Annotated in this window: 18 protein-coding genes; 10 read left to right on the top strand and 8 right to left on the bottom strand. The window is 71.0% G+C overall.

What is annotated here, in order from left to right:
• Nucleotides 1-47 precede the first annotated feature (47 nt).
• The 6 genes from ACIBCM_RS20300 to ACIBCM_RS20275 all read right to left on the bottom strand — a co-directional run bounded on the left by ACIBCM_RS20300 (nucleotide 48) and on the right by ACIBCM_RS20275 (nucleotide 5,397).
• On the bottom strand, nucleotides 48-1,259 hold the full coding sequence (locus tag ACIBCM_RS20300) for a pyridoxal phosphate-dependent aminotransferase (protein ID WP_399245059.1): 1,212 nt from the start codon (nucleotides 1,257-1,259) through the stop codon (nucleotides 48-50).
• 296 nt (nucleotides 1,260-1,555) lie between these two features.
• Entirely contained in the window at nucleotides 1,556-2,209 is a 654-nt protein-coding gene (locus ACIBCM_RS20295) for a DUF4360 domain-containing protein (protein WP_399245057.1), read from the bottom strand.
• A 392-nt stretch (nucleotides 2,210-2,601) separates the two neighbouring features.
• Entirely contained in the window at nucleotides 2,602-3,255 is a 654-nt protein-coding gene (locus ACIBCM_RS20290; RefSeq protein ID WP_399245055.1) for a DUF4360 domain-containing protein, read from the bottom strand.
• A 281-nt stretch (nucleotides 3,256-3,536) separates the two neighbouring features.
• Nucleotides 3,537-3,770, bottom strand: a complete 234-nt coding sequence (locus ACIBCM_RS20285; RefSeq protein WP_399245053.1) for a chaplin — start codon at nucleotides 3,768-3,770, stop codon at nucleotides 3,537-3,539.
• A 259-nt stretch (nucleotides 3,771-4,029) separates the two neighbouring features.
• On the bottom strand, nucleotides 4,030-4,440 hold the full coding sequence (locus tag ACIBCM_RS20280; protein WP_399245051.1) for a rodlin: 411 nt from the start codon (nucleotides 4,438-4,440) through the stop codon (nucleotides 4,030-4,032).
• Nucleotides 4,441-4,986: 546 nt separating this feature from the next.
• Complete coding sequence (locus ACIBCM_RS20275) at nucleotides 4,987-5,397, bottom strand: rodlin (RefSeq protein WP_399245049.1); 411 nt, start codon at nucleotides 5,395-5,397, stop codon at nucleotides 4,987-4,989.
• 230 nt (nucleotides 5,398-5,627) lie between these two features.
• Between ACIBCM_RS20275 and ACIBCM_RS20270 the strand changes: the two genes are divergently transcribed.
• Nucleotides 5,628-5,867, top strand: coding sequence for a chaplin (locus ACIBCM_RS20270; protein ID WP_399245047.1), 240 nt, complete (start codon nucleotides 5,628-5,630; stop codon nucleotides 5,865-5,867).
• Nucleotides 5,868-6,157: 290 nt separating this feature from the next.
• Here ACIBCM_RS20270 and ACIBCM_RS20265 read toward each other — a convergent pair whose 3' ends face one another.
• Nucleotides 6,158-6,451 (bottom strand): hypothetical protein, encoded by a 294-nt coding sequence (locus ACIBCM_RS20265; RefSeq protein WP_399245045.1) that lies wholly within the window; start codon nucleotides 6,449-6,451, stop codon nucleotides 6,158-6,160.
• 320 nt (nucleotides 6,452-6,771) lie between these two features.
• Here ACIBCM_RS20265 and ACIBCM_RS20260 point away from each other — a divergent pair, with 320 nt between their 5' ends.
• From ACIBCM_RS20260 to ACIBCM_RS20220, 9 genes are read left to right on the top strand one after another with little or no spacing between them, the layout of a single operon-like run.
• Complete coding sequence (locus ACIBCM_RS20260; protein WP_399245043.1) at nucleotides 6,772-7,890, top strand: DUF3344 domain-containing protein; 1,119 nt, start codon at nucleotides 6,772-6,774, stop codon at nucleotides 7,888-7,890.
• Between the two features lie 60 nt (nucleotides 7,891-7,950).
• Nucleotides 7,951-9,186 (top strand): glycosyltransferase family 4 protein, encoded by a 1,236-nt coding sequence (locus ACIBCM_RS20255; RefSeq protein ID WP_399245041.1) that lies wholly within the window; start codon nucleotides 7,951-7,953, stop codon nucleotides 9,184-9,186.
• Entirely contained in the window at nucleotides 9,183-10,682 is a 1,500-nt protein-coding gene (locus tag ACIBCM_RS20250) for an exopolysaccharide biosynthesis polyprenyl glycosylphosphotransferase (protein WP_399245039.1), read from the top strand. The genes ACIBCM_RS20255 and ACIBCM_RS20250 overlap by 4 nt, the downstream gene beginning before the upstream one ends.
• A 14-nt stretch (nucleotides 10,683-10,696) precedes the next feature.
• Nucleotides 10,697-12,220, top strand: coding sequence for an O-antigen ligase family protein (locus ACIBCM_RS20245; protein WP_399245350.1), 1,524 nt, complete (start codon nucleotides 10,697-10,699; stop codon nucleotides 12,218-12,220).
• A complete protein-coding gene (locus ACIBCM_RS20240; RefSeq protein WP_399245037.1) occupies nucleotides 12,115-13,857 on the top strand; it encodes a lipid II flippase MurJ in 1,743 nt (580 codons plus the stop codon). The genes ACIBCM_RS20245 and ACIBCM_RS20240 overlap by 106 nt, the downstream gene beginning before the upstream one ends.
• A complete protein-coding gene (locus ACIBCM_RS20235; RefSeq protein ID WP_399245035.1) occupies nucleotides 13,847-14,617 on the top strand; it encodes a polysaccharide deacetylase family protein in 771 nt (256 codons plus the stop codon). The genes ACIBCM_RS20240 and ACIBCM_RS20235 overlap by 11 nt, the downstream gene beginning before the upstream one ends.
• Nucleotides 14,614-15,936: a glycosyltransferase gene (locus ACIBCM_RS20230; RefSeq protein ID WP_399245033.1), complete on the top strand. Its 1,323-nt coding sequence runs from the start codon at nucleotides 14,614-14,616 to the stop codon at nucleotides 15,934-15,936. The genes ACIBCM_RS20235 and ACIBCM_RS20230 overlap by 4 nt, the downstream gene beginning before the upstream one ends.
• Complete coding sequence (locus ACIBCM_RS20225) at nucleotides 15,933-16,715, top strand: lipopolysaccharide biosynthesis protein (protein ID WP_399245031.1); 783 nt, start codon at nucleotides 15,933-15,935, stop codon at nucleotides 16,713-16,715. The genes ACIBCM_RS20230 and ACIBCM_RS20225 overlap by 4 nt, the downstream gene beginning before the upstream one ends.
• Complete coding sequence (locus ACIBCM_RS20220) at nucleotides 16,715-17,911, top strand: GNAT family N-acetyltransferase (protein ID WP_399245029.1); 1,197 nt, start codon at nucleotides 16,715-16,717, stop codon at nucleotides 17,909-17,911. The genes ACIBCM_RS20225 and ACIBCM_RS20220 overlap by 1 nt, the downstream gene beginning before the upstream one ends.
• 188 nt (nucleotides 17,912-18,099) lie before the next feature.
• Here ACIBCM_RS20220 and ACIBCM_RS20215 read toward each other — a convergent pair whose 3' ends face one another.
• Nucleotides 18,100-19,545, bottom strand: coding sequence for a glycoside hydrolase family 26 protein (locus ACIBCM_RS20215; RefSeq protein WP_399245027.1), 1,446 nt, complete (start codon nucleotides 19,543-19,545; stop codon nucleotides 18,100-18,102).
• Between the last annotated feature and the right edge of the window lie 168 nt (nucleotides 19,546-19,713).

The following is a 19,713-nucleotide window of genomic DNA, read 5'->3' as shown; positions in this document are numbered from 1 at the left end:
GAGACGCGGGAAGAACCGGGTCCCCCTCGGCCCGGAGAGGCCTGCGCTCAGTGCTGTCCGTAACCGTCGAGGAAGGACCCGATCCGGGTCACCGCGTCCGCGAGGTCCTGCACCGCGGGCAGGGTCACGATCCGGAAGTGGTCGGGTTCGGGCCAGTTGAACCCCGTACCGTGCACGACCATGATCTTCTCCGCCCGCAGCAGATCCAGCACCATCTGCCGGTCGTCCTTGATCTTGTAGACCTGGGGGTCGAGCCGAGGGAACAGATACAGCGCCCCCTTGGGCTTCACACAGGTGACCCCGGGGATCTGCGTCAGCAGGTCGTACGCCACATCCCGCTGCTCCACGATCCGCCCGCCCGGCAGTACCAGGTCCTCGATCGACTGCCGCCCGCCGAGCGCGGTGGCCACCGCGTGCTGCGAGGGCATGTTCGCGCACAGCCGCATATTGGCGAGGATGGTCAGGCCCTCGATATAGGAGGAGGCGTGGGCCTTGGGCCCGCACACGGCGAGCCAGCCGGAGCGGTACCCGGCCACCCGGTAGTTCTTGGAGAGCCCGTTGAAGGTGAGCACCAGCAGATCGGGGGCGATCGCGGCGGTGGGGGTGTGGGTGGCGCCGTCGTAGAGGATCCGGTCGTAGATCTCGTCGGAGCAGACGATCAGCCGGTGGCGGCGGGCGATCTCGGTGAGCCCGCGCAGCATCTCCTTGCCGTAGACGGCCCCGGTCGGATTGTTCGGGTTGATGATCACGATCGCCTTGGTGCGGTCGGTGATCTTCCGCTCCACATCGGCGAGGTCGGGCATCCAGTCGGACTGCTCGTCGCACCGGTAGTGCACGGCCGTCCCGCCCGCCAGCGACACCGACGCGGTCCACAGCGGATAGTCCGGAGCGGGTACGAGTACCTCGTCGCCGTCGTCCAGCAGCGCCTGCATCGACATCTGGATCAGCTCGGAGACCCCGTTGCCGAGGTAGACGTCCTCGACGTCCAGGTCGATGCCCTTGGTCTGGTAGTGCTGCATCACCGCGCGGCGCGCGGACAGCAGCCCCTTCGCGTCACCGTAGCCGTGCGCGTCGCCGAGATTGCGGAGGATGTCCTCCAGGATCTCGGGCGGGCACTCGAACCCGAACGCCGCCGGGTTGCCGGTGTTCAGCTTGAGGATGCGATGACCTGCCGCTTCCAGCCGCATCGCCTCCTCAAGGACCGGACCACGGATCTCGTAACAGACATTCGCGAGCTTCGTCGACTGGATCACCTGCATGTCCGCGAGCTTACGGGCGCCCAACTCCCCTCGCCGCGTGTTTTTTCCCACGGGAGCTTTACGGGAATGTCGTCATTGATGCTTCAATCGGCGAAATCACCGGATGCCCTTCGAATGCAATACCGAACGCGGCTATTCGCCTGCGCTTCACCCGGCTTCCGGGGGACGGAAGGGAACACGTGTTGTTCTCGTCACCTACGCCGCACGGGGTGACGGCCATGACGCGCAAAGCCGGCCCGGTCGCCGAAGGGGCGGCCGGGCCGGCAGGCTCAGTCAAAGGTGCTCAGAGCGTCTGCTCAGGGGCAGGTCTTCCAGGCGAAGCGGTACTCGGACTTGATGACGCCGTCGGTGGAGTCCATCGCCATGATGCTGGTGGTCGTCCTGGGGTCGGATGTGCCGGCGTTGACCCGCAGCTCCGTGTTGATGTTGAAGTTGCGGTTCTCACCGCAGTTCTTCCACACCAGCTGGGGCCAGGTGTTGACGTTGGTGACCTGCCAGTTGTCCGCCAGCGGGCCGCGGAAGGTGTGGGTCCTGGACGCGGTGTCCGGGGAGCCCTGGAAGTAGTACGAGGCCTTCTGGGTGCCGATCGCACCGTTCTGCAGGCTGGCGAAGCCGCGGTAGTCGGTGCTGGAGATCGCGTAGGTGAAGCCCTGGGGGACGTGCACGATCAGGCTGAGCTGGCAGTTCTTGCGGAAGTCGGTGGGCGTGGCGCCGACGCCGACCTTCGCCAGGTACTCGCTGTAGGTCACGGTGAAGGCGGTGTTGTCCTCCGAGACCGCGACGGCGGCGGACCCGGGACGACATCCCGATCCGTTGACCGTCGCGACCTCGATCGTGACCTTGTTGGGGCCGGGCGTGGCGAGGGCGGGAGCCGCCGAGGCGGACTGGGCGCTGAGCAGCGACCCCATCATCGCCGCAGCGGCGCCACCAACGAGAAGTGCGCGAGACATTGTTCTCCCATCGGGAAAAAGGAGGGGGTTGCCCGAAACGGCATGCTCATTAGGCATGAGCATGTCACCACTTCAACTAATTCACTGTGCTTGTCGAAGGGCGGGACTGATCAAATGGTAGAGACCAGGAAACAGGCTGACCAGTGCGGTCGGCGAGTTGCCCGGCCTCATGGCGTGAATTAACACGGGAGCGGCCCTGATACGCACCATTCGCGCGCATCAGGGCCGCTGAACTCTGACTAAATGTCAGCTATTTTCATTTTCTCATACTGACTTCATGTCAGCCGTTCACACCGGCATTTCCGGCAGCCGGATCCATCGTGTGACCGGGTGACCGCCCAGGGTGGCGGAACCGTGTGCCGCGAGGGGGCCGGCGACGGTGGCGCCGTGGATCAGGGGCAGGTCTTCCAGTGGAAGTGGTACTCGGTCTTGATGGCGCCGTCGGTGGAGTCCATCGCCATGAAGCTGGTGGTCTTCGTGGGGTCGGACGTGCCGGCGTTGACCCGCAGCTCCGTGTTGATGTTGAAGTTGCGGTACTCACCGCAGGGCTTGTAGATGTACTGGCCCCACTGGTTCGTGTTGGTGACCTGCCAGTTGTCGGACAGCGGGCCGCGGAAGGTGTGGGTCCTGGACGCGGTGTCCGGGGAGCCCTGGAAGTAGTACGAGGCCTTCTGGGTGCCGATCGCACCGTTCTGCAGGCTGGCGAAGCCGCGGTAGTCGGTGCTGGAGATCGCGTAGGTGAAGCCCTGGGGGACGTGCACGATCAGGCTGAGCTGGCAGTTCTTGCGGAAGTCGGTGGGCGTGGCGCCGACGCCGACCTTCGCCAGGTACTCGCTGTAGGTCACGGTGAAGGCGGTGTTGTCCTCGGCGACCGCGATGGCGGCGGAGCCGGGACGACATCCCGATCCGTTGACCGAAGCGACCTCGATCGTGACCTTGTCGGGCGCGGGGGGCGGCAGGCGCGTGGCCGCCGAGGCGGACTGGGCGGTGAGCAGCGATCCGAGCATCGCCGTAGCCGCGCCGCCTACGAGAAGTGCACGAGACATTGTTCTCCCATCGGGAAAAGTGAGGGGCTGCCCGGAAAAGACATGCGAGTGATCATGGGCATGTCACCACTTCAACCAATTCATTGCGCTCGTCGAAGGGCCGGACTGGTTGAATGGTAGAGACCAAACAACAAGCTGGCTAGTGCAGCTAGGGCGGTTTGCCCAGGGCCTTGGCGTGAATGGACATGCAAGTGGCCCCGATACGCACTATTCGCGCGCATCGGGGCCGCTGAACTCTGACTAAATGTCAGTGATTCTCATTTTCTCATACTGACTTCATGTCAGCCGTTCACGCAAGCGTGGCCGGCAGTCGGGTTCAGCAGCCCGATCACATTGATCGAGTTGCCGCAGAGGTTGACGGGAACGTGGACCGGGATCTGGATCACGTTGCCGGACAGCACGCCGGGCGACCCGACAGCGGCACCGTGAGTGCCCGAGTCGGCCATGGCCGGAGCGGCACCACCCAGGGCCATGATGACACCGGCGACAGCGGCAGCAGCCTTCTTGTGCTTCATTGCATCGATCCTTTCAGCGGTGGCACGGAACGCAGGCGCGACCTTCGCGCACTGCGCCGAAAGTTTCTGTTCCGATGCGCCCCCGCAGATCTAGTAACGATGTGCTTCCCGCCCGGAAACTTGCGTATAGCGCTACTTCAAAAAGTCACTCGTATGCGCCTTTCCTTATTCTCCGGGAAAGCGCGGACGGTGAATTGTCCGGAACGGGGCATGCCCCCGAGTGCATTGCGCTCGGGGGCATACTTCGGGGACTGGTCGCTCAGCTGTTGCCGGCGCCGTTGCCCGAGAGAACCGGGATGTTGCTGAGGATGTGCGAGAGCGGCTCGTCACCCTTGGCCTGGGTGGAGTTCTCGGTGCACTGCTGGTTCTGCGGCGCCGAGAGGATCGGGACGTCCTGCACGGAGATCGGGACGGCGCCGACGAGCGAACCGACGTTGGCCTTGGCCGGCAGACCGATGCAGGGCTTGTTCAGCGAGCCCTGGATCAGCGCCATCTGCGGGCTCATGTCCCCGTGGGTGGCGGAGTTGCCGTACGTCTGCGAAGCGCCGTTCCCGCTGAAGGAGGTGGTGCCGTTGTCATTGCCGATGGCCATGGCCGGGGCGGCCATCGTGGCACCGGCGCCCACCATCGAAGCGGTGACGGCGGCGGTGGCCAGAATCTTCTTGATCACTTGATTGTTCCCTTTTTCGCTATGAACGATCGATCGCGGAGCAGACTGATCAACTGCTCTCGATCCATTTGGTTCCGCCCGTTCACCCGAAAGTCGCAATGTCTCCACGGGTGATTCCGTACGCAATATCGGTGAGGGCCCACGAGGAGGCCCTCCACCGACCGGGCAGGGTGCCGCGCATCCGGAAGCGCCGTGCCAACAGGAAGTACGGCCGCCCCACGACGCAATGCGCCGCCGGCTGGAGGCGTGTATCCGGAACAGATCCTTGAGAGATCTGCGGGGTCAATCAAACATCAGTGCCCGGCCGAACGCGGACGGTGTTCACCCGTTTGCGGAATGAATTCCGATGGAGTGAACCGATTCGAAAAAATGGGCCAATCGGACGTGCTCGTATTCGATTGGCCCAGCGGGCTCCCCTGCTTTCGGTCGCCGGCCGATCGCGCCGGCCGGTGGCCCGGACAGCGCGAGGACCCCGGCACCAGGCGGGTGCCGGGGTCCTCGGACTGTCCGCGCCGCCGGTCCCGCCGGACGGCAGCCGGGGCGGGGTCAGCGGTTGGCGACGCCGTTGCCCGACAGGACCGGGATGTTGCTGAGCAGGTGCGAGAGCGGCTCGTCACCCTTGGCCTGGGTGGAGTTCTCGGTGCACTGCTGGTTCTGCGGCGCCGAGAGGATCGGGACGTCCTGCACGGAGATCGGGACGGCGCCGATGAGGGAGCCGACGTTGCCCTTGACCGGCAGGCCGATGCAGGGCTTGTTCAGCGAGCCCTGGACGAGACCCATCTGCGGGCTCATGTCGCCGTGCGTCTCGGAGTTGCCGTACGACTGCGAAGAGCCGTTGCCGCTGACCGAGGTCGTGCCCTCGTGGTCGCCGATGGCCATAGCCTGCGGTGCCATCGTCGCGCCCGCGCCCACCACGGAGAAAGTGACCGCCGCGGTCGCCATAACCTTCTTGAGCATGTTCCGTCCTTCTGTCTCGTGGATGCCCGCAACTGGAGCGCTCTGACAACCACGGCCTCCCGCGTTTGGTTCTCCCGGTTCACTCCAATGGGGCCGGGCGCGTACCAGAGGAGACATTGGGCCGAACGGGGGTCAACCAGTCGGACACCGTGTCCGCAGCACGGGTGACCCGTTGCGATCGGTGTGAGCCCCTGCCCGGGGCAGAACATCGAACAGAAAGTGCTATTCCCATGAAGACTGCCAAGAAGGCCGCCGTGGTGCTCGTCACCGCCGGTATCGCCGCTGGTGCCGCCGCCGGTTCCGCGTCCGCCAGCAGCGAGGCGCACGGCGCCGCCGCTCACTCCCCGGGCGTGCTGTCCGGCAACGTGGGTCAGGTCCCGGTGCACGTCCCGGTCAACGTGGTGGGCGACTCCGTCAACGTGATCGGCCTGCTGAACCCGGCCTTCGGCAACACCGGCGTCAACGGCTGACGTTCCCCTCCTCGCGTCAAGGGTGGCGCTCCCGGTCCGGTCCGGGGGTGCCACCCTTCGCCGTTGCCGGACCTCCCGCACCGGGCACAGCAGCCGGGGGCAGCCGGTAACGCGAGAAGGGGTCACGCAGCAGCCGGTCGCGCGGGAAGCGGTCGAGTCGGCAGCGGGCCGCGCGGGCAACGGACACACGGGGAGCGGAGGGCCGCGCGGACAGGGCATACACAAGGGGTGCGGCCGCCGCCGGCCGCACCCCTTGTTCCGCACCCGGACCCCGCGCGGGGCCGGCCGGTTCAGCTGCCCAGCTCGACACCGCCCAGCAGCGGGGTCAGCTCACCGGCCGACTTGAGGACCTGCTGGGGGGCGTCCCCCCTGACGTTGTTCAGATCGATCGCGGTGGTGGCGGCGTCCTGCACCACGTTCCCGCTGCCGCCGTTCAGCAGCGGCGTCGAGCTGAGGGTGTGGGCGAGGCCGCCGTTCAGGCTCATGGGGGGCATCGCCGACGGCGTCGCCGCCATCGCGGGCGCCGCCGCGCCGATCGCAGTCACCGAGCCGACGATGACCGCGGCAACCCTCGAGTACTTCATCTGATCGCATCCCTTTCTCCGGCGGCGGTCGTCGCCGCTGTTGAACGAGTAACGAGTGGCGGCCCCGCCGGGAAACCCCTGCGGAGATTCTCTTATCAGCCACTTGTCGGGACGCCGGGTTCTGTATCACCCGACCGTGGGACGTAACCCTCAGCCGTTCGAGTAGAAAAACGGCCATAACGAGCCTCCCCGGAAATGGATGTGCGGGATCACTCGAAGGGATATTTCCTTAAAGGTCCCACGGTGTCAGATGGGGGTTACAAGCGAGTCCGGCGTGATTCACCACATGGTTTATGTCACAGTGCAATCCTGTTTTTGTCATGCCGGTCGAGTCGGAGAGGCGCGTCATGTCCAAGTCGGCGGGCTTCGCAGCACGGGGATTTCTGGGTGCGGTGTTTCTGTTCGCGTTCTCGGCCGTTTCGCTCACGGCCAACGGTGCACCGGACACCCGGGAATCCCCCAGAATTGAGTTCACCCAGCGCTATCAGGCCGTACAGCACGGCGGAATCGTGCGCGCGGCCAACTCCGCCATCACCTGCCGGACGAGGGTGAGCGCGTCGGCGGGCTCCTGCGCCTCGGTGCGCGGGGGCGGGGCGGGGGCCAACAGCGACTTCGAGATGTTCTACATCGACGAGGACGACGACCCCAACACCTACAACTCCAGCCGCGCCGAACTGGCCCTGCCGGGCGGCGCCCGGGTCACCTACGCCCGGCTGTACTGGGGCGGAAACCTGCGGGTCGGCGAGCAGAAGCCACCGGAGGACAACGGCCGCGTCCTCATCGCCGAGCCGGGCGGCCGGTACAAGGAGGTCCTGGCCGACACCCGTGTCGCCCACCGGGACGCGGACGGCAGCGATGCCTTCCAGGCGTCCGCCGATGTCACCCCGCTGGTCCGCCGGAGCGGTTCCGGCCTCTACACCGTGGCCCAGATCAATGTGGCGATGGGACATTCCAAGGTCGGCGCCTGGGGCGGCTGGACGCTGGCCGTCGCCTATGAGAACAGCGCCGAACCACTGCGTCATCTTTCCCTCTGGGACGGATTCGAGACGCTGAACGCAAAGAGACGGAGCCATGAGATCACCCTCCCCGGACTGCGTATTCCCGCGCGCGCGGGCGGGCGTGCCGGAATGGTCGCCTATGACGGGGACCGGGGCGTCAAGGGTGACGCGGTGAACGTACGCACGGGGAACGGGAAGGCGTTCGGACTCGGTGACCCGGCCAACCCGGCGGGGGACGTCATGAACTCCACCATCACGGGGCCCGGTCGTGCGATCAAGCGTCAACCCGCCCATATGAACACGCTTGGTTACGACTCCGACGTTTTCGATATCAGTCCCGCACTGATGTCCGGGGGCACCAGTTTGAGTTTCCGCTTCACTGCCGAAAACCTCGGATACTTCCTCGGCGTTCTCTTCGTACAGGCAGAATCCCGCCGCTGAATCCCGGCCGCGGTGCTGCTCGCCCCGAGCCAGATCACCCACGTACCCAGAGAGCCGCACGTGCCGCACAGAACCCGGACCGATCCGAGTCCGAGCCAACTGACGATCTTTCATCTGGTACAGCCGGTGGAAGGGGGAGTCGCCCGTGTCGTCACCGACCTGGTCCGGGCGCAGGTCGCCGAGGGACTGCGGGCGGTGGTGGCCTGCCCGCCCGGCGGCGAACTGGCCGACCGCGCCGCCGAGGCCGGCGCCCGGGTGCACACCTGGCCCGCCGTACGCGCCCCCGGCCCCCGGCTCGCCCGGGAGGTGTTCACCGCCTCCCGGCTGATCCGCCGCTGCCGCCCCCATCTGGTCCACGCGCACAGCGCCAAGGCCGGACTGGTCGCCCGGCTCGCCGTACGCGGGCGCGTCCCCACCGTCTTCCAGCCGCACGCCTGGTCCTTCGACGCCGTGGAGGGCCGCGCGGCCGGACTGGCGCTCAGCTGGGAGCGGTACGGGACCCGCTGGTCCACCCGGACGCTGTGCGTCAGCGAGACCGAGCGGCGCGCGGGGGAGCGCGCCGGGATCAGCGCGCGCTGGGCCGTGATCCGCAACGGTGTCGACCTCGGTCACTTCGCGCCGGGGTACGCCCCTGGCACCGGTACTGGCACCGGCACTGGATCCGACACCGGCCCGGCGGGCGAGCGCGAGCGCGCACGGGCCGCCCTGCCGCAGCTGGCGGAGGTCCCGCCCGGCGCGCCCCTCGTCCTGTGCGTGGGCCGCCTGTGCCGTCAGAAGGGACAGGACGTCCTGCTCGCCGCCTGGCCCCGGGTGCTCGCGGACGTCACCGGCGCCCGGCTGCTGCTCGTCGGCGACGGCCCCGACCGCGAACACCTCACCCACCTCGCCCCGCCCGGTGTGCTGTTCGCCGGGGCGCAGCCCGACATCAGGCCCTGGCTGCGCGCCGCCGATCTGGTCGTCCTCCCGTCCCGCTGGGAGGGCATGGCACTCGCCCCGCTGGAGGCCATGGCCGTCGGCCGGCCCGTCGTGCTGACCGATGTCAGCGGCGCCCGGGAGAGCCTGCCGCCCGGCCACGAGGACCACTCTCTCGTACCCCCCGACGATCCGGACGCGCTCGCCGCCGCGCTCACCGCGCTGCTGGCGCGGCCCGGACTGCGCGCCCGGCTCGGCCGCGAGGCGGGGACCCATATGCGGGCGACCTGCGACGTACGGAAGACGGCCGCCGCCGTCTCCGGCCTCTATCAGGACCTGCTCAGCTCGCCCCCCACGAAGACGAGGAAGCGCACCAAGCGATGACGACGGAGAGCGCTCCCGCGCCCCACCACACCACCCACGCCCCCCGCACCCCACCGGCGCGCACGACGGTACGGACCGTGCTCCTGCCACCTCGCGGGACCGTCCGCCGCCGGACCGCGGCCGTGGGCACGAGCCGCACCGGCCGGTCCGGGCCCCTCGCGGGGCTCCTGGCCGCCGATGCCTGCGCCCTGGCGATCACCGCGGCCCTGCTGCCGCCGCTGCCGTGGCCCCCCGCCGTACTCCTGCTGTTCGCCGCAGCCCAGCCCTCGATGTACGCCTGCCGGGGGTTGTACCGGCCGAGCCTGTCGCCGTCGGCGCTGACCGAGGTGCCCGCACTCCTCGGGCTCGTACTGGTGCAGTGGCTCGCGGTCGCCGAGGCCCTGGCCGCGTACGACCCCGCACTCCGTACCGGCTGGACCGCACTCGCCCTCGCCGCGGGCGCGCAGACCGTCTTCGGCTGCGGAGCCCGCGCCCTGTTCTACACGGCCCGCCGCCGGGTGCGCGCCCGCAGGCCCCAGTCGGTGCTGGTCGTCGGCCGGGGACCGCTGGCCCAGCAGGTGACGGCCGCGCTGGCCGAGCACCCCGGGTACGGTATGCGGCCGGTCGGCCAGATCGACGACGGACGGCCCGACCCCTCGGGGCACCGGCAGGACGCCGGGTCGCTCCCGGTGCTCGCGGCGCCCCAGGACATCGGCCGCGCGGTCATCCAGAACGCCGTACGCCATGCCGTCTTCACCCAGCCGCCCGGCTCCGACGCCGAATCCGCGGCGCTCATCGCCCTGTTCGCCGGGCACGGCTGCCGGCTGTGGCTGGTCGACGGCGGCAACGCCACCGGGAACGTCTGGCGCCGGGCCGTGGGCCACGACCATCTGTGGGGCTTCTCCGTACGCCCCCTGCGCAGCGGGCTGCACCGGCCCGTCGCCCGTGCCGTCAAGCGGGCCATCGACACCGTCCTGGCGGCGGTCGCGCTGGTCGCCGCCGCCCCGGTGATGGCCGGGTGCGCGCTGGCCGTACGCCTCGCGGACGGACCCGGCGTCATCTTCCGGCAGGAGCGGATCGGCCTGGACGGGCGGCCGTTCACCCTGCTGAAGTTCCGTACGCTCGCCCCGGCCAACGAGCACGAGTCCGCGACCCGGTGGAACGTCGCGTACGACCGGCGGATGAGCGTCACCGGGAGTGTGCTGCGCCGCACCTCGCTCGATGAGCTGCCGCAGCTGTGGAACGTGCTGCGCGGCGATATGAGCCTGGTCGGCCCGAGGCCCGAAAGGCCCTACTTCGTCGCCAAGTTCGGCCACGCCCACCCCGGATACCGGGCCCGCCACCGGATGCCTGTCGGTATCACCGGCCTGGCGCAGGTCAACGGGCTGCGCGGGGACACCTCGATCGAGGAGCGGGCCCGCTTCGACAACCACTACATCGAGACCTGGTCGCCCTGGCAGGACCTGTGCATCATGGCGCGTACGGCCCTCTCGCTGTTCCGGCTCGGAGGCAGCTGACCATGGCCGTGCTCATGGCGGCGCCGACCGGGACACCGCGTCCGGCGCCGGGGACGGACGGGGGAGCGGGGCACCGGCCCGGCCGGCTCGCCCGCCGGTGGCCGCTGCTGCCGCTGATCGGGACCGTCCTGCTGCTGGCCGCGCCCCTGCCGGAAGGCAGCCGGGCCGGGGGCGGGCTAGGGCCCGCCGATCTCGCGTCGGGTGTCCTGGTGCTCTTCTGCGCGGTCCGGGTGCTCCGGACACGGGCGGCGGCGCTGACACCGGCCGCCGCCGTGGTGCTCGCCCTCCCCGCCGCCGCGGTCGCGATCGCCACGGTCACGGCCGCCGACCCGTTGGCCGCGCTGCCCGGATTCGTGCGCTATCTCCAGGTGTTCGTCCTGGTGCCGGCCGCGGTCGTGCTGCTGGTGCGCGACGCCCGTGACTTCCGGATCGTCGCGGGCGCCCTCGTGGTCCTCGCCCTGGTGCAGGGCGGTACCGGGATCCATCAGTACGTGACCGGATCAGGCGCCTCCTACATGGGCGAGGACGTCCGGGCCGTCGGCACCTTTGGGCCCAGTGACGTCATGGGCATGGCCACCGTGGTCGCGTACGGACTGCTCGCCGCCGCCGCCTTCGCGCTGCGAGCCCCGGCGGGCGCGTCCCGCCGGACGCGGGTGGCCGCGGCCGGCACGGCGGCCTTCCTCGTCGTCCCGCTGGCCCTGTCGTTCAGCCGGGGCGCCTGGATCGCGACCGGAGCCGCCGCGCTGGTGATGCTGCTGCTCGCCGGAGTGCGCCGGGCCGTCAAGGTGCTGGCCGCGCTGACGGCGGTGACCGTGGTCCTCGTCGGCGGTTTCGGCGTCGGCTCCGAGATGATCTCGCAGCGGCTCGGCAGCATCACCCAGGTGACCGCGGCCCCCGACCGCTCCGTCACCGACCGGTACACGATGTGGGCCGCCGCCGCGAGCATGTGGCGCGAGGAACCCGTCACCGGGGTGGGCCTCAAGGGCTTCCCCGCCCACCGCGACGCCCACGCCTCCATCGGGCTCTCCTCCGGCAGCGACACCGCGGGCGCCGGACAGACGTTCCGCAAGCAGCCCCTGCTGTCCCCGCACAACATGTATCTGCTGATCCTCAGCGAGCAGGGGCTCATCGGCCTCACCGCGTTCGCCGGGAGCTGGGCCGCGCTGCTCACCGGAGGCGTCCGCAGGCTGCTCCGCCGCACCGGGCCCGCCGACTGCGGGCTCATGGCCGTCGGCCTGCTGCTCTGGCAGACCGTGGACTTCCTGTACGCCGACATCGGCGGGCCCTCGACCGTACTGACCGGGATCGTCCTCGGGCTCGCGGCCCGCTGGGCCCTGGCACCCGAGGACGGGCCGGGGGAGCGGCCGGAGCACGGTCCCGCGCACCGGGAGGGCGTACGGGTGGACGGGGCTTCCGCGCACCGGGACGAGGTATGGGCGGACGCGGCTGCCCCGCACCGGGATGCGGCTGCCGCCCACCGGGACGGGGAGTGGCCGGGCCCGGCTGCCGCCCGCCGGGACGGGGCACCGCCCGGATGACAGGGATCGACACCGGAGTGGAGACCCGGACCGGCGCCACCCCGAGGACCGGGCCGCCGCGGCTCGGCAACGCCCTCGCCCGCGCCGCCGCGATCACCGCCGGGCTCACCGTCGCCGGCGCCCTCCTCGGTCTCGTACGCGACCAGGCCATCGCCCAGATCTACGGCGCCAGCCTCGACAGCGACGCCTTCCTCATCGCGTGGACCGTGCCCGAGATGGCGGCCACCCTCCTCATCGAGGACGCGATGGCGCTGCTGCTGGTGCCCGCGTTCAGCCGGGCGCTCGCGCAACGGGCCGCCCGGCGCTCACCCGACGCCGTACGGGATCTGGTCCGGGGCACCCTTCCCGCGCTGTTCGCCGTGCTGACCTGCGCGACCGGGCTGCTGATCGTGTTCACTCCGCAGTTCGTCCACGCCCTGGCCCCCGGATTCGCCGACCCGCAACTCGCCGTCGACTGCACCCGGCTGACCGCGCTCACCGTCCTCACCTTCGGCATCGCCGGATACTTCAGCGCCGCCCTGCGCGCGCACGGCCGGTTTCTGCTGCCCGCCGGGGTCTATGTCGCGTACAACGCCGGCATCATTGCCACCACCGTCGTCCTGCACTCCCTGTGGGGCGTCCGCGCGGCGGCGGCGGGCGTCGCCGTCGGCGGCCTGCTGATGGTGCTCACCCAGCTCCCGACCTTCGTACGCCAGGTGACGGGCGGCCGGGCGCGCCCGCGCCGCCGGGCGGGGGTGCCCCGGCAGCGCGGACGCGCCCGTCTCGTCGGCTTCGCCCTCCTCGCGCCCATCGTCCTGTTCGCCGTCAGCCGCCAGTCGCAGGTCCTCGTCGAGCGCTTTCTCGCGTCCTCGCTGCCCAGCGGCGCGATCTCCCATCTCAACTACGCGCAGAAGGTCGCGCAGATGCCGATGGTGCTCTCGCTGATGTTCTGCACGGTCACCTTCCCCGCCGTCGCCAAGGCGATCGCCGAGGGCGACCGGGAGCGGGCCCGCCGCCGGGTCGAGAACGACCTCGCGCTCGCCGGACTGGTCGTCCTGCTCGGCACCGCGCTCATCCTCGGCTACGCCCCCCAGATCGTCGAAGTCCTCTTCGAGCGCGGCGCCTTCGACGCGCGCGACACCGAGACCACGGCCACCGTGATGCGCGTCTACGCCGCCGGGCTGCTCGGACACACCCTGGTCGGCGCGCTCGGGCGGCCGTTCTTCTCCTCCGGCCGGCCCACCTGGTACCCGGCCGCCGCCATGGCCGCCGGGCTCGCCGTCACCGTCGCCGCGGGGTCCGCCGCCGTCGGCGAGTGGGGCGTGTACGGGATCGCCGCCGCCAACGCCGCCGGGATCACCACCACCGCCCTGCTGCTTCTGCACGGGCTCGGCTCGCGGATCGTCTCCATCCAGGTGCGCTCCATCAGCCGGGCCCTCGGACGCCTCGCACTGGCGGCCGCCGCGGCAACCGCCGCCGGCCGGCTCGCCGCCCCGCTGACCGAGAACGCGTTCCTCAGCCTCGCCCTCGGCGCCCTGATCGTCCCCGCCGTCTTCGCGGGGACCGGACTCGCCGTCCGGTCCCCCGAGGTGCTCCACCTCCTGGCCCTCATCCGACAGAGGATCACCCGACAGAGGAACCCCCGCCATGTCCGCTGACACCGCAGGTACGGCAACCGACACCACGGATACGGCATCGGCCCCCGCGCCTGCCGCCACCACCGCCCGGCCGTGGATCCTGATGTACCACTCGGTGGCCGACCCGGCCCACGATCCCTACGGCATCACCGTCGCCCGCGACCGCCTCGACCTCCAGCTCGGCTGGCTGCGGCGGCGCGGCCTCACCGGCGTCGGCGTCGGCACCCTGCTGCGCGCCGCCGCCGCCGGGAGCGCCCGCGGGCTCGTCGGGCTGACCTTCGACGACGGATACGCCGACTTCACCGCCGACGCCCTGCCCGTGCTGCGCCACCACGGCTGCGCGGCCACCCTGTTCGTCCTGCCCGGACGGCTCGGCGGCACCAACACCTGGGACCCCGAAGGGCCGCGCAGGGCCCTCGTCGACGAGGACGCCATCCGCGCCGCCGCCGACGCCGGCACCGAGATCGCCTCCCACGGGCTCTACCACGTCGACCTCACCCGCCTCGGCGACGAGGCGCTCCACCAGGAGACCCTGCGCAGCCGGGCCTGGCTGCGGGAGCTGACCGGCCGGGCGCCCGAGGGGTTCTGCTATCCGTACGGAACGGTCGACGAACGGGTCGTCGCCGCCGTGCGCGACGCGGGATACGGCTACGGCTGCGCGATCCGGCCGCCCGCCGCGCTCCGGGGCCCGTACGCCCTCGCCCGTACGCACATCAGCCAGGCCGACCGCGGCGGACGGCTCCTGGTGAAGCGGCTGCGCCACTGGGCGGACGCCCGGTGAAGGCCCTGCACATCATCACCGGCCTCGGGGTCGGCGGCGCCGAACAGCAACTGCGGCTGCTGCTGCGGCGGCTGCCCGTGGACTGCGACGTGGTGACCCTGACCAATCCGGGCGCGGTCGCCGAGGGGCTGCGCGCCGACGGCGTCCGGGTGTTCGACCTCGGGATGCGCGGCAACCGCGATCTCACGGCGCTGCCCCGGCTCACCCGGCTGATCCGCCGGGGCCGCTACGACCTCGTACACACCCATCTGTACCGGGCCTGTGTGTACGGGCGGCTCGCGGCCCGGCTCGCGGGTGTCCGGGCCACCGTGGCGACCGAGCACTCCCTGGGCGACGCCGAGATCGAGGGCCGTCCGCTCACCCGGGGCACCCGCGCCCTGTATCTGGCCACCGAACGGCTCGGCACGGCGACGGTCGCCGTCTCGGACACGGTCGCCGGGCGGCTGCGGGACTGGGGGGTGCCCGCCGGGCGTATCCACATCGTCCCCAACGGGATCGACGCCGCCCGCTTCCGCTTCGACGCCGACGAGCGCCTCGCCGTCCGCGCCCGCCTCGGTATCGCCCCCGACGCCTTCGTCGTGGGCGGTGTCGGCCGCCTCGTGCCCGGCAAGCGCTTCGACGTACTCGTACGGGCGGTCGCCGCGCTGCCGGGAACCGTTCTGGTGATCGCGGGCGACGGCCCGGAACGCGCATCCCTGGAACGGCTCGCGGCACAGCTGGGCATCACGGAACGGGTGCGCTTCCCGGGGGAGTGCGACATGTCCCCGGCCGCGCCCGGGCCTTCGTACGAGTCCCCGCGCGGGCCCGTGTCCCCCGCCCGGCCCCCGGGCGCGTCCGGGGCCCCGGCACGGTTCGCCGCTCCCCGCCGTCCCGGTGCTCCGGGCGGCGCGGGCAGGCCGGACGTTCCCGGCGCGGACGGGAGCGCGGGCGCCGGTTCCGGTGCCCCCGGCGTGCCCTCCCTGCTCTGCGCCCTGGACGTCTTCGTATCCGCCTCCCGGGAAGAGGCCTTCGGGCTCGCCGTCGTCGAGGCGCTCGCCGCCGGGCTGCCGGTCCTGCACAGCACCTGCCCCGCGATCGACGATCTGCCGCCCCACCAGTCCCCCGGCGCCCGGCGGTTCGGGGGCACCGCCGGTGAACTCACGGCCGTACTGCGGACCTGGTCCGGGGCCGGGGCGCGGCGGCTGCCCCCCGCGCCGGTCGCCCGGCACTACGACATCGAGCACAGCGGCCGGCGGCTGATGGACCTCTACACCCGGGTCCTCGCCGCCCCCGCCGTCCCCCGCACACCCATCCGTCCGACCGAGAGGGTCCCCCGATGAACGACGCGAACGACGCGAACGGCCACCCGAACGACCGCCCGAACGACCGCCCGAACGACCTGACCGAGCCGACCGGCCCGGCGACCCCGCCCGTACGTGAGCCCGCTCGCTCCCGTGGGCGGATCGGCAGGCTGACCCGCGCGGTGCCCCGTTGGTGGCCCCTGCCCGTCGGCGCCCTTGCCGGAGCCCTCTGCGGCGGTGTGTACGGAGACCTGGCGCCCCCTCAGTACGCGGCCACCAGCTATGTCGTCGCCGTCCCCGGCAAGGACGCCCAGCCGGGCGCTGCCGTGGGGTTCGCCCAGGCGTACGGGCGGATCGCGACCAGCGACTCCACGATCGCGTACGCCCGGGTCGCGGCCGGGATGCCCGCCGACCGGCTGCGCAGCCGGGTGCGCACCGAGACCTCCCCGGACTCGCCGATGATCGCGATCACCGGCACCTCGAAGCGCGCCGGTGAGGCGGCCGACATCGCCAACGCGGTCGCCGACGCGGTGTTCGTGAGCAGCAACCAGGTCGCCAAGAGCACCGGCGTACAGCTGGTGAGCTTCTCGCAGGCGATCCCGCCGACCCGTCCCGTATCCCCGTCCCTCCCCGTCGCCGCGGCCGTCGGCGCCTCGGCGGGCGGGCTGATCGGCGGGCTCGTCATGCTCGTACGGCCCCGCCCGCGGCGCGGGGCCACCGGCGTGACCGTGCCCGCGCCCGCCGGATCGTCCCCTGCCGGCGGTTCCGGACCGCGGCCCGGAACCGGGGCCTACCCCGCCGAGATGGAGCGCGTCTGATGGCGTCCCAGGAGCGGGGCGGACACCGCTCGGGCACCGTCGTCACGCTCTGCCGGGACCAGCGCGCCTTCGCCCGGCTGCGGCCGGAGTGGGACGACCTCCAGCGCCGCTGTTCCACCGCGACCCCCTTCCAGAGCCACTCCTGGCTGGACTCCTGGTGGCTCTCGTACGGGGTCGAAGGGCGGCTGCGGATCGTGCTCGTACGCCGTGACGGGCGGCTGATCGCCGCCGCGCCGCTGATGCTCGTCCACCGGCCGATGCCCCTGCTCGTCTCCCTGGGCGGGGGGATCTCCGACTACAGCGACATCCTCGTCGACGACCAGAGCGATCCGACGGGGGCCACCGCCGACGCCGCGATCACCGCCCTGGAACGCGGACTTCAGCGCGCGGCCCGGCACGCCGTGATCGATCTGCGGGAGGTACGGCCCGGGGCCGCGGCCGAGCGGCTGTACCGGAAGTGGACCGGCGCCAAGCAGGGGCTCGCGGACTCCGTCTGTCTGGAGCTGCCGGCCGCGCCCATGGAGGAGCTGGTCAAGCGGCTGCCGACCAACCGCGCCCAGCGCGTGCGGGCCAAGCTCCGCAAGATCGACGCGCTGAACATCGAGGGCGTACGCGTGGGCGAGCAGGGCGTCCCCGACACCATGGGGCATCTGCTGCGGCTGCACGAACTCCAGTGGCGGGGCCGGGGAGTCACCGCCGAGCATCTGCGGCCGAGATTCGCGGAGCACCTCGTGCGGGCGACCCGGCGGATGGTGCGGGACGGGGACGCAGCGCTCACCGAGTACCGGCTGGACGGCGAGGTGGTCGCGGCGAGCGTGGCGCTGTTGTCCGGGCAGCTCACCGGCGGCTACCTCTACGGCGCGCACCCGGAGCTGAGGGAGCGGAAGGTCGACGTCGCCACCATGCTGCTGCGCCACGACACCGATTTCGCGGCGAGCACCGGCCGCCGGGTGGTGAGCCTGCTGCGGGGCAAGGAGGCGTACAAGAACAGCTGGCGCCCCGAGGCCGTCACCAACCAGCGGCTCCTGATGGCTCCGTACGCCCTGGAACCCGCGCTGCGTATGCACGCGGCACGGGCGGGCTGGCGCGACCGCGCGGCGGGGGCGGTCCAGGAACGGTTCCCCGCCGCGCGGAGGTGGCGTGCCCGGCTGAACGACTGGCGGGCAGCGGTACGGAGAAGGCGGCCCGCTGCCTAGTGCTGTGGCCGGAAACGTTCACCGGCCCGCGACGCCCTGCACGGCTCCCCCTGGGCCTGGCGGCCCGGAGGTACCCCCAGCCGCGTTGTCGGACCGCGCGAGTACGGCGGGTACGAGCTGCGGACCTCCGCCTTGCGCTGCACCGCACCGGACACCGCGGGCCACCGGCAGACCTTTCGGCCACAGCACTAGCTCCGGTCGCCCGTGGCCTGCTTCTTCGGCTCGGAGGACAGCGACGGCGGGAGCCAGCCGGACGCCCACGGGAGCTTGACGCAGAACGTGCGCTCGGGCAGCCACTTGCCGATCCACTCCCCGAGCCCCAGCGGTACACACCACTCGCCGGGGTCCGGCTTGACCACGGGCCCGGTCGGCGTCGGGGTGGGAGTGGGGGTGGGCTTGGTCGGAGTCAGAGTCGGAGTCGGAGTCGGAGTCGGCGTGGGTGTCGGTTCGACGGGCTTGGTCGGTGTCGGCGTGGGTGTCGGTGTCGGCTCGGGCCCGGTTGACGTCGGCGTAGGCGCCGGAGCGGTAGGCGTCGGCACCGCGGTCGGCGTCGGGACGACGACCGGCGGCGTGGACGGCACGGGCACGGTGGGCGTGGGCGTCGGCGGCAGGGTCGGTGTCGGCGTCGGCACCACGGGCACGGTCGGCCTCGCGTACAGCAGCGAACGGAACACACTCGACGATCGGGGATTGTCATCGCACTGCCAGACACCGTGCGGACAGTAGTCCGTGATGGTCTGATAAAGCGGCCTGTGCCGCTCGATCCATTCCAGCATGCCCCGCATGTACGCGGGGTTGTCGCCGTTGCGGAAAAGCCCCCACTCCGGGTACGAGATCTCCTTGTTGCGCTCGCGCGCGAACTCGACCTGTTTCCGCAGCCCGTACGGCGCCTCCGCCTGTTCCTCGAAGGTGCGCCCGGGAGCCTGGTCGTAGGAATCCATCCCGATGATGTCCACGACGTCGTCGCCCGGGTAGCACTCGGTCCAGGGAATCGCGTCCGTACCCCTGTTCGGGGCGAAGTCGAAACGGAATTTCTGCCCCTCGACGGAACGCATGGCCTCGACGATGCGATTCCAGTACGTCTTCCAGGATTGGGGATCGGGGCCGCAGCGATGGGTGTACGTGGTGCCGTTCATCTCCCAGCCGAGCACGATCACGGTGTCCGGGACGCCCAGTTCGACCAGCCGGGAGGCCAGATCGCGGAAGTGGTGGTCGAACCGGCCCGAGGCGCCCGCCCTCAGCAGAGCGCGGACCTCTCCGTCGGGCACCCGCGCCTCGTTCCGTTCCAGCATGGGGACATTGAGGACGAACATCCGGTCGTCCGCGCCCTGCCGCCAGCGGGCCCAGTCCTCAAGGAAGCTCACCCGGCCCTCGATATTGCTCCATCGGTCGCCCGGAAGATATGTGTGACCGACTCTCAGTTCCGCTCCGCCCAGCCAGCGCGAGAGTTCGTTCATCCGCCGCACACCGGCCGGGCCGTAGTCGAGGTACGCACCCATGGCGACCGGCGCGGGCGGTGCTTCCGCGGCGCGGGCGACGCCCGCCGTCCGTTCTCCGAGAACACCCGCGGAAACGATGAGCCCGGCGGCAACCGTTCCGACGCAGGTGCTGGTGAGACGGCGCCGTCGGGTCATGGGCTCCTCCAAGAGCGATGTCCGCGCCGTCCCTGTGACGGCCTGTCGACCGTAGGCAGAAAGTCATACGAGTGAACGGTCCGAAGGCCCTCCGCTAGGCCATTCGCGAATTCCGCCGCGATATTCAGGTCCATCCAGGTGAAAGTTGTGACGTTGATGCCACCGTTC

Origin of the sequence: Streptomyces sp. NPDC051018 (genome assembly GCF_044456085.1) — a bacterium.
Classification (GTDB): Bacteria; Actinomycetota; Actinomycetes; order Streptomycetales; family Streptomycetaceae; genus Streptomyces.
The sequence above is the reverse complement of the archived record's forward strand: the minus strand, read 5'-3'. Positions and strand labels throughout refer to the sequence as shown.